This window comes from Microbacterium sp. ISL-103 (assembly GCF_018613995.1).
Lineage (GTDB): Bacteria > Actinomycetota > Actinomycetes > Actinomycetales > Microbacteriaceae > Microbacterium.
In genome coordinates, this window is record NZ_JAGGPD010000005.1 from 6,487 (window position 1) to 12,439 (window position 5,953).

The 5,953-nt window shown below is 68.7% G+C and carries 7 protein-coding genes, 1 tRNA gene and 1 pseudogene; 6 read left to right on the forward strand and 3 right to left on the reverse strand.

Features of this window, described 5'->3' with window-relative positions; all coding sequences use genetic code 11:
- Both J7E68_RS19435 and J7E68_RS00200 read left to right on the forward strand, forming a co-directional pair.
- Positions 1 to 1,528, forward strand: a pseudogene (locus J7E68_RS19435) (AAA family ATPase); the annotation flags it as partial.
- Positions 1,521 to 1,718, forward strand: a complete 198-nt coding sequence (locus tag J7E68_RS00200; RefSeq protein WP_215168740.1) for a hypothetical protein — start codon at positions 1,521 to 1,523, stop codon at positions 1,716 to 1,718. The pseudogene J7E68_RS19435 and the gene J7E68_RS00200, both read left to right, overlap by 8 nt.
- Positions 1,719 to 1,797: 79 nt before the next feature.
- Here the strand turns inward: J7E68_RS00200 and mscL are convergent, their stop codons facing one another.
- Genes mscL through J7E68_RS00215 form a run of 3 tightly spaced genes read right to left on the reverse strand, consistent with a single transcriptional unit; the run spans position 1,798 to position 3,134 of the window.
- A complete protein-coding gene (mscL, locus tag J7E68_RS00205; protein WP_215168742.1) occupies positions 1,798 to 2,223 on the reverse strand; it encodes a large conductance mechanosensitive channel protein MscL in 426 nt (141 codons plus the stop codon).
- Between the two features lie 27 nt (positions 2,224 to 2,250).
- Positions 2,251 to 2,523: an FmdB family zinc ribbon protein gene (locus tag J7E68_RS00210; protein ID WP_215168744.1), complete on the reverse strand. Its 273-nt coding sequence runs from the start codon at positions 2,521 to 2,523 to the stop codon at positions 2,251 to 2,253.
- A 17-nt stretch (positions 2,524 to 2,540) separates the two neighbouring features.
- Positions 2,541 to 3,134 carry a 5-formyltetrahydrofolate cyclo-ligase gene (locus J7E68_RS00215; RefSeq protein WP_215168746.1) on the reverse strand — a complete coding sequence of 198 codons (594 nt, stop codon included), beginning with the start codon at positions 3,132 to 3,134 and terminating at the stop codon, positions 2,541 to 2,543.
- Between the two features lie 40 nt (positions 3,135 to 3,174).
- Here J7E68_RS00215 and galU point away from each other — a divergent pair, with 40 nt between their 5' ends.
- From galU to J7E68_RS00235, 4 genes are all read left to right on the forward strand, one after another.
- The gene (galU, locus tag J7E68_RS00220) at positions 3,175 to 4,062 is read left to right on the forward strand and encodes a UTP--glucose-1-phosphate uridylyltransferase GalU (RefSeq protein WP_215168748.1); all 888 of its coding nucleotides are present in this window, start codon (positions 3,175 to 3,177) and stop codon (positions 4,060 to 4,062) included.
- Positions 4,063 to 4,108: 46 nt separating this feature from the next.
- Positions 4,109 to 4,720, forward strand: coding sequence for a GNAT family N-acetyltransferase (locus J7E68_RS00225; protein ID WP_215168754.1), 612 nt, complete (start codon positions 4,109 to 4,111; stop codon positions 4,718 to 4,720).
- Between the two features lie 83 nt (positions 4,721 to 4,803).
- Entirely contained in the window at positions 4,804 to 5,661 is an 858-nt protein-coding gene (locus tag J7E68_RS00230) for a hypothetical protein (protein WP_215168751.1), read from the forward strand.
- Between the two features lie 49 nt (positions 5,662 to 5,710).
- Positions 5,711 to 5,783 (forward strand) — tRNA-Ala (locus J7E68_RS00235).
- Positions 5,784 to 5,953: the final 170 nt, after the last annotated feature.

The window sequence follows — 5,953 nt, forward strand, 5'->3', positions numbered from 1 at the left end:
CGGTGCGAACACCGCCGTGGTCGACCGCCTCGAGCGCGACTTCCGCCTGGTCGATGAGGCGCACGCGGCGATGGCGGGTCCGCTGCTCGCCTGGCAGCTGGCGAACCAGTGGAAGATCGCGATCGTCGACGAGCCGCAGGAATCCCAGCATCTGCGCCGCGCGCTGAAGCAGCCGGGCACGTCGACGGCCGAGATCGTGAGCGCCGCCCCGACACTCGTCGGAGCGCTCGCGCCGGTGTGGATCTCGTCGCCCTATCTCGTGCCGCACATCCCCGATTCGGTGGAGTTCGACACGGTGCTCCTCGTCGATGCCGCGGCGATCAACCTCGCAGAGGCTGCCCCCGCCATCCGTCGTGCACGCCAGGTCGTGGCCTTCGGCGATCCTGTGACCCAGCGTCCGACCCCGTTCCACGTGGCCGTCGATCCCGGCTCCGAGTGGGAGCACGAGGTGCCCTTCGACGACACCTCGGTGTTCGAGCGTCTGTCGGAGCTGCTGCCGGTCATGACCCTGACTCGCAGCTACCGCGCCGGTGGCGAGGATCTCGCCGAACTCATCAACGACGCCTTCTACGGCGGCGAGATCGTGTCGCTGCCCTGGGCCGGTTCGTACCTCGGCCGCGGCAGCCTCACGGTCGACTACGTCGAAGGCGGCACGGGCGCGCCCGATCCGGTCTCGGGCGCGGTCGAGAGCCCCGAGGCCGAGGTCGCACGCGTCGTCACCCTCGTGGTCGAGCACGCCGTGCATCGCCCCGACGAGTCGCTCATGGTGGTCACGGCGAGCCGCCGTCATGCCGAGCGGGTTCGCGCCGCCGTCACCTCGGCCTTCGCCGGTCGCTCGGATGTCGCGGACTTCGTCGGACGCGACACCGCAGAGCCCTTCGCGGTGCTCACCCTCGAGGAGTCGGTCGCCGAGAGCCGCGACCGCGTCATCTTCTCTCTCGGATACGGCCTCACCAAGCACGGACGGGTGCTCAGCGACTTCGGCGACCTCTCGACTCCCGACGGCGAGCGTCTGCTCACGGTCGGCATGACCAGGGCGCGGCGCTCGATGGTGATCGTCTCGTCGATCAGGCCCTCTGCGTTCGACGACGGGCGTCTCGAGTTCGGCGCGGCCACGCTCATGTCGATCCTCGGCGGGCTCGCCGCGCGCGGACGCGAGGCACGCCTCGAAGACCTCGCAGACCCGCTGACCCTCGCTCTGGCTCGGGAGCTGCGTCGCCTCGGTGCTGCGGTCGACGTCGACTACCGCGGCCTGCTGCCGCTGGTCGCGCAGCACGGTGGCAAGGCGGTCGTGATCGAGTCCGACCCCGAGTCTCGAGGCGAATCGCTGCGTGAGACGCTGCGCCTGCGCCCGCACGTGCTGCGTCGCCTCGGCTGGCACTACGTGCGCGTGCACGCCTTCGATCTCTACAGCGACCCTGTCACCGCGGCGTCGCGGATCGCGGGGGTGCTGGGCATCTCGGCATCCGCCGTCCGCGCCGAGAACGACACCCAGCCGCTCGATCTCGACGACCCGACGCATGGCTGACGAGTCCGACCCGAGTTCGCCGCGGCAGCAGGTCGTGCGGGTGCCCGGGCGACGCCGTGCCCAGCTGACCCCGGTCGCCGGCACCGACACCGACCCCGAGCACGCTCCCGGCGAGCGTCCGAAGAAGCCGAGCGGGCCGAAGGGCCCCAACGATGACCAGCTGATGCAGGACGTCCCTCCGCACTATTGAGCGGGGCCGACCTCTCGAGCCGAGACGACGAAGCGCACGGCCCGAATCCGGACCGTGCGCTTCGTCGTCGAGCGGGATGTCAGCTGCGGCTGTTGTTCCGCGCCAGCAGATCGCGGATCTCGACGAGCAGCTCGGCCTCGGTGGCGGCAGCCGGCTCTTCCTGCGGCTCCTCGGCCGGGGTGCCCTTGCGCGCCTCGACGTGGGCCTTGAAGGTGTTCATCGGCAGCACGAAGACGAAGTACACCACCAGGGCGACGGAGAGGAAGCTGATGATCGCCGAGATCAGATCGCCGATCGGGAACGTCACCTGGTCGCCGTAGATGCTCGTCAGCTGCGGCCCGAAGTTGCCGGTCGCGTCGGCCTTGAAGAACAGGGAGACGAGCGGGGTGATGATGCTGTTCACCACGGCGGTGACGATCGCGGTGAACGCGGTGCCGATGACGACCGCGACCGCGAGGTCGATGACGTTGCCGCGGAGGATGAAGTCCTTGAAACCTTTGAGCATGGGTAACCTCCGGAAGGTTGTCGAATGTCAGGAAGAGGTGGTGGTCGACGCCGGCGCCGGGGTGGCGCTCTTCGTCGGCTCCGATTTCGATGATGCCGGGGCGGATGCCGATGCACCAGAGCCCGCCCGCGAGTCGGTGCGATAGAAGCCGGAGCCGTTGAAGGTCACGCCGATCGATCCGTACTGCTTGCGCAGCTCGCCGCCGCACTCGGGGCAGACCGTGAGCGCGTCGTCGGAGAAGCTCTGCACGGCGTCGAAGGCGTGGCCGCAGGAACGGCAGGCATAGGCATAGGTGGGCATTGCGGTCCTCGTCGAGGTCAGCGTCGCGAGTGCGACAGGAGAAGGGTCTGCGTCGGGGTCACGATGCCGGTGACCGGCTGGTCGTGAACGTCGCTCGGCAGGAAGTCGAGTACCTCGGAATCATAGATCACCGCATAGACGGGAGGGCACTTCTGCATCGATCCGATGGTCTTGTCGAAGTAGCCGCGACCCCAGCCCATGCGCATCCCGGTGCGGTCGACGGCTGCGGCGGGGATCACCATCAGATCGACGTCGTTCACGGCGATCGGGCCGAGGACCTCGCCGGTGGGTTCGGGCAGGCCGAACAGCCCTTCGGACACATCGTCGTCGTCGGTCGCGACCGCCCAGTCGAGCAGACCGTCGGCGCGCGTCACCGGGAGGAGCACGCGGATGCCGCGTCGCACCGCCGCGCGCACGAACTCCCTCGTGCCGGGTTCGGTGGTGGTCGACAGGAAGCACGAGATCGATCGGGCTCCGAGCGAGTCGACGAGCTCGTCGAGGCGCTGTGCGATCGCGGACGCCGCGCTCTCTCGCTGCGCGTCGCTCAGCAGCTGACGGCGTTCGCGGAGCTCGGCGCGGAGCGCGCGCTTCTCGTGCTCGACGTTCGACATGCCTCCGAGTCTACGGCGGCATCCCCACTAGGCTGTGAGGATGGTTGCTCAGAAGATCAAGGCCGTCATTCCCGCCGCAGGACTGGGGACACGATTCCTTCCCGCGACGAAGGCGATGCCGAAGGAGATGCTCCCGGTCGTCGACAAGCCGGCGATCCAGTACGTCGTCGAAGAGGCCGCCACGGCCGGGATCGAAGACATCCTCGTCATCATCGGTCGCAACAAGAACGCCATCTCGAACCACTTCGACTCGGTGCCCGAGCTCGAGGTCAAGCTCATGGAGAAGGGCGACACCGGTCGGCTCGCACGTGTCGTGCAGTCGAGCGATCTCGCCGACATCCACTTCGTCCGCCAGGGCGAGCCGAAGGGCCTCGGCCACGCCGTGCTGCGCGCGCGCACCCATGTCGGAGACAGCTCGTTCGCGGTGCTCCTCGGTGACGACCTGATCGATGAGCGCGATCCGCTGCTCACCGAGATGATCGCCGAGCACGAGCGCAGCGGCGCCGCAGTGATCGCCCTCATGGAGGTCGACCCCGCCAACATCCACATGTACGGTGCCGCCGCGGTCGAGGACATCGAGGGATCTGATGCCGTGCGCGTCACCGGTCTCGTCGAGAAGCCGGCACCGGAGGACGCCCCGTCGAACCTGGCGATCATCGGACGCTATGTGCTTCCCGCCTCGATCTTCGAGGTGCTCGAGCACACCGAGCCCGGCAAGGGCGGAGAGATCCAGCTCACCGACGCTCTGCAGGAGCTGGCGACGCGCCCCGAGGGTCCCGGAGTCGTCGGCGTGATCTTCCGCGGACGCCGCTACGACACGGGCGACCGTGTCGACTACATCAAGGCCATCGTGCAGCTGGCCTCGGATCGCGACGACCTCGGCCCCGAGCTGCGGCCGTGGCTCAAGGAGTTCGCGGAACGCCTCTAGGCGTCACCGCGGCGTCGGTAGCGCTGACATGGATCAGGCGACGGGGATGCGGCAGGGTCCTATAGAGCTGCGCCTCGTGCGATCGCGCGACGCCAGAGCACTTCAGCATGAGCTGCTGAGCAACCGCTCGTGGTTGCAGCCGTGGGAGGCGACCGTGCCGTACGGCTCGGTCTCGTTCGACATGCGCCTCAGCATCCGCCGCCTGCTGCAGCAGTATCGGGATGGCGCGGGCTACCCCTTCGTGATGGAGTACGACGGCGAGATCGCCGGTCAGCTCAACGTCTGGGGAGTCTCTCGCGGATCGCTGTGCTCGGCCACGATCGGGTACTGGGTGAGCGAGCGCTTCGCGGGCAAGGGCATCACCCCGACGGCGGTCGCCATGGCCACGGACGCGTGCTTCACCGAGTACGCGCTGCACCGCATGGAGATCTGCATCCGCCCCGAGAACGCCGCCAGCCTGCGGATCGTGCAGAAGCTCGGATTCCGATACGAGGGGCTGCGCCGTCGCTACATCCACATCGACGGAGACTGGCGCGACCACTACGCGTTCGCGCTCACGAAAGAGGACGTGCCGCAGGGTGTGCTGGCGCGGTGGCTCAACGGTCAGGTGCCGCCTGACGCCGCCACGATCCCTCCATCCGACCGCTTCGCGCTCTGACACGCCGGAGAACGCCAGAACTCGTCGCGACACACGCCCGGACTGAGCGGTGAGACCATCGCTTTTCCCGTACCGTTGTCGACATGGACGGGCCGGTGCTGAGCGGGGGAGTGATAGTCCTCGTCGCCGTGCTCCTGTGGATGCTCTATCTGCTGCCCTCGTGGCGCGGTCGCTTCCAGTACGACGCCGCCGAGCGCAACGCCGTCCGATTGAATCAGGCTCTGAGAGTGCTCGCCGAGACCAGCGAGACGCCCGGCGAGGTGCGTCTCGAACTGAACGCGCGCACCGCACTGGCGCAGCAGAAGCTCGCGAAGCGCGTGCAATCCGAGAAGGAAGCATCCGAGCTCACCCTGCTCAGAGAACAGCTCGCGGCGGCGAAGGCCGATCCGGTCGTGCGTCAGGCGCGCGCCCGGCGTCGGGTGCGCATGGCCGCGACCTCTGCCCTCCTGCTCGGCCTCGTCATCGCGGGGCTGGGAGTGTGGCAGCTGATCGCCACGCAGACCCAGCTGCTGCTGTGGGCGGGTGGATCGCTGGTGGTCGTGGCGGGTCTCGCGCTGCAGCGGATGTCGTCTGTCGCCGCGCGTGTCGCCCGACGGGCTGTCCGCACAGTCGAACAGCCCGTCGAACGCATCGGGCCCGCACTGCACGATCAGGGTCGGGCGACGTGGACTCCGCGCCCGCTGCCCGAGCCGTTGGTGTCGGTCGCCGGTTCGCGCGCTCAGGTCGCGCGGGCCGAGATGGACGCGCAGCAGGAGCGCCGTGCCGCGGCACGTCTCGCCGAGCTGCGTGAGCGTGCCGAGCGGATGGCTCCGGCGACGCCGGTGCAGATTCCCGCAGCCGCGCCGGCCGCCTCGTCGCCGTTCGCGCGCATGGGATACGTCGACGACGCCGAGATCGAAGCGCACGGCCGCCACCTGCTCGCGAAGCGCGCCGCGGGCTGATCCGCACGGCACGGAGCGGTCTTCGAGCGTGATAGCGTAGAAGACGTCAGGGCCTATGGCGCAGTTGGTAGCGCGCCTCGTTCGCATCGAGGAGGTCAGGGGTTCGAATCCCCTTAGGTCCACAGACAGAAGAAGGCCCCCCGAGCGCAGCCCGGGGGGCCTTCGTCTGTCTATCATGCTGAGTGATTCGGGGAGCTTCCGAGCGGAGCACGGGAAGCGGAGTCCCCTTAGGTCCACAGACAGAAGAAGGCCCCCCGAGCGCAGCCCGGGGGGCCTTCTGCGTCCACCGCCC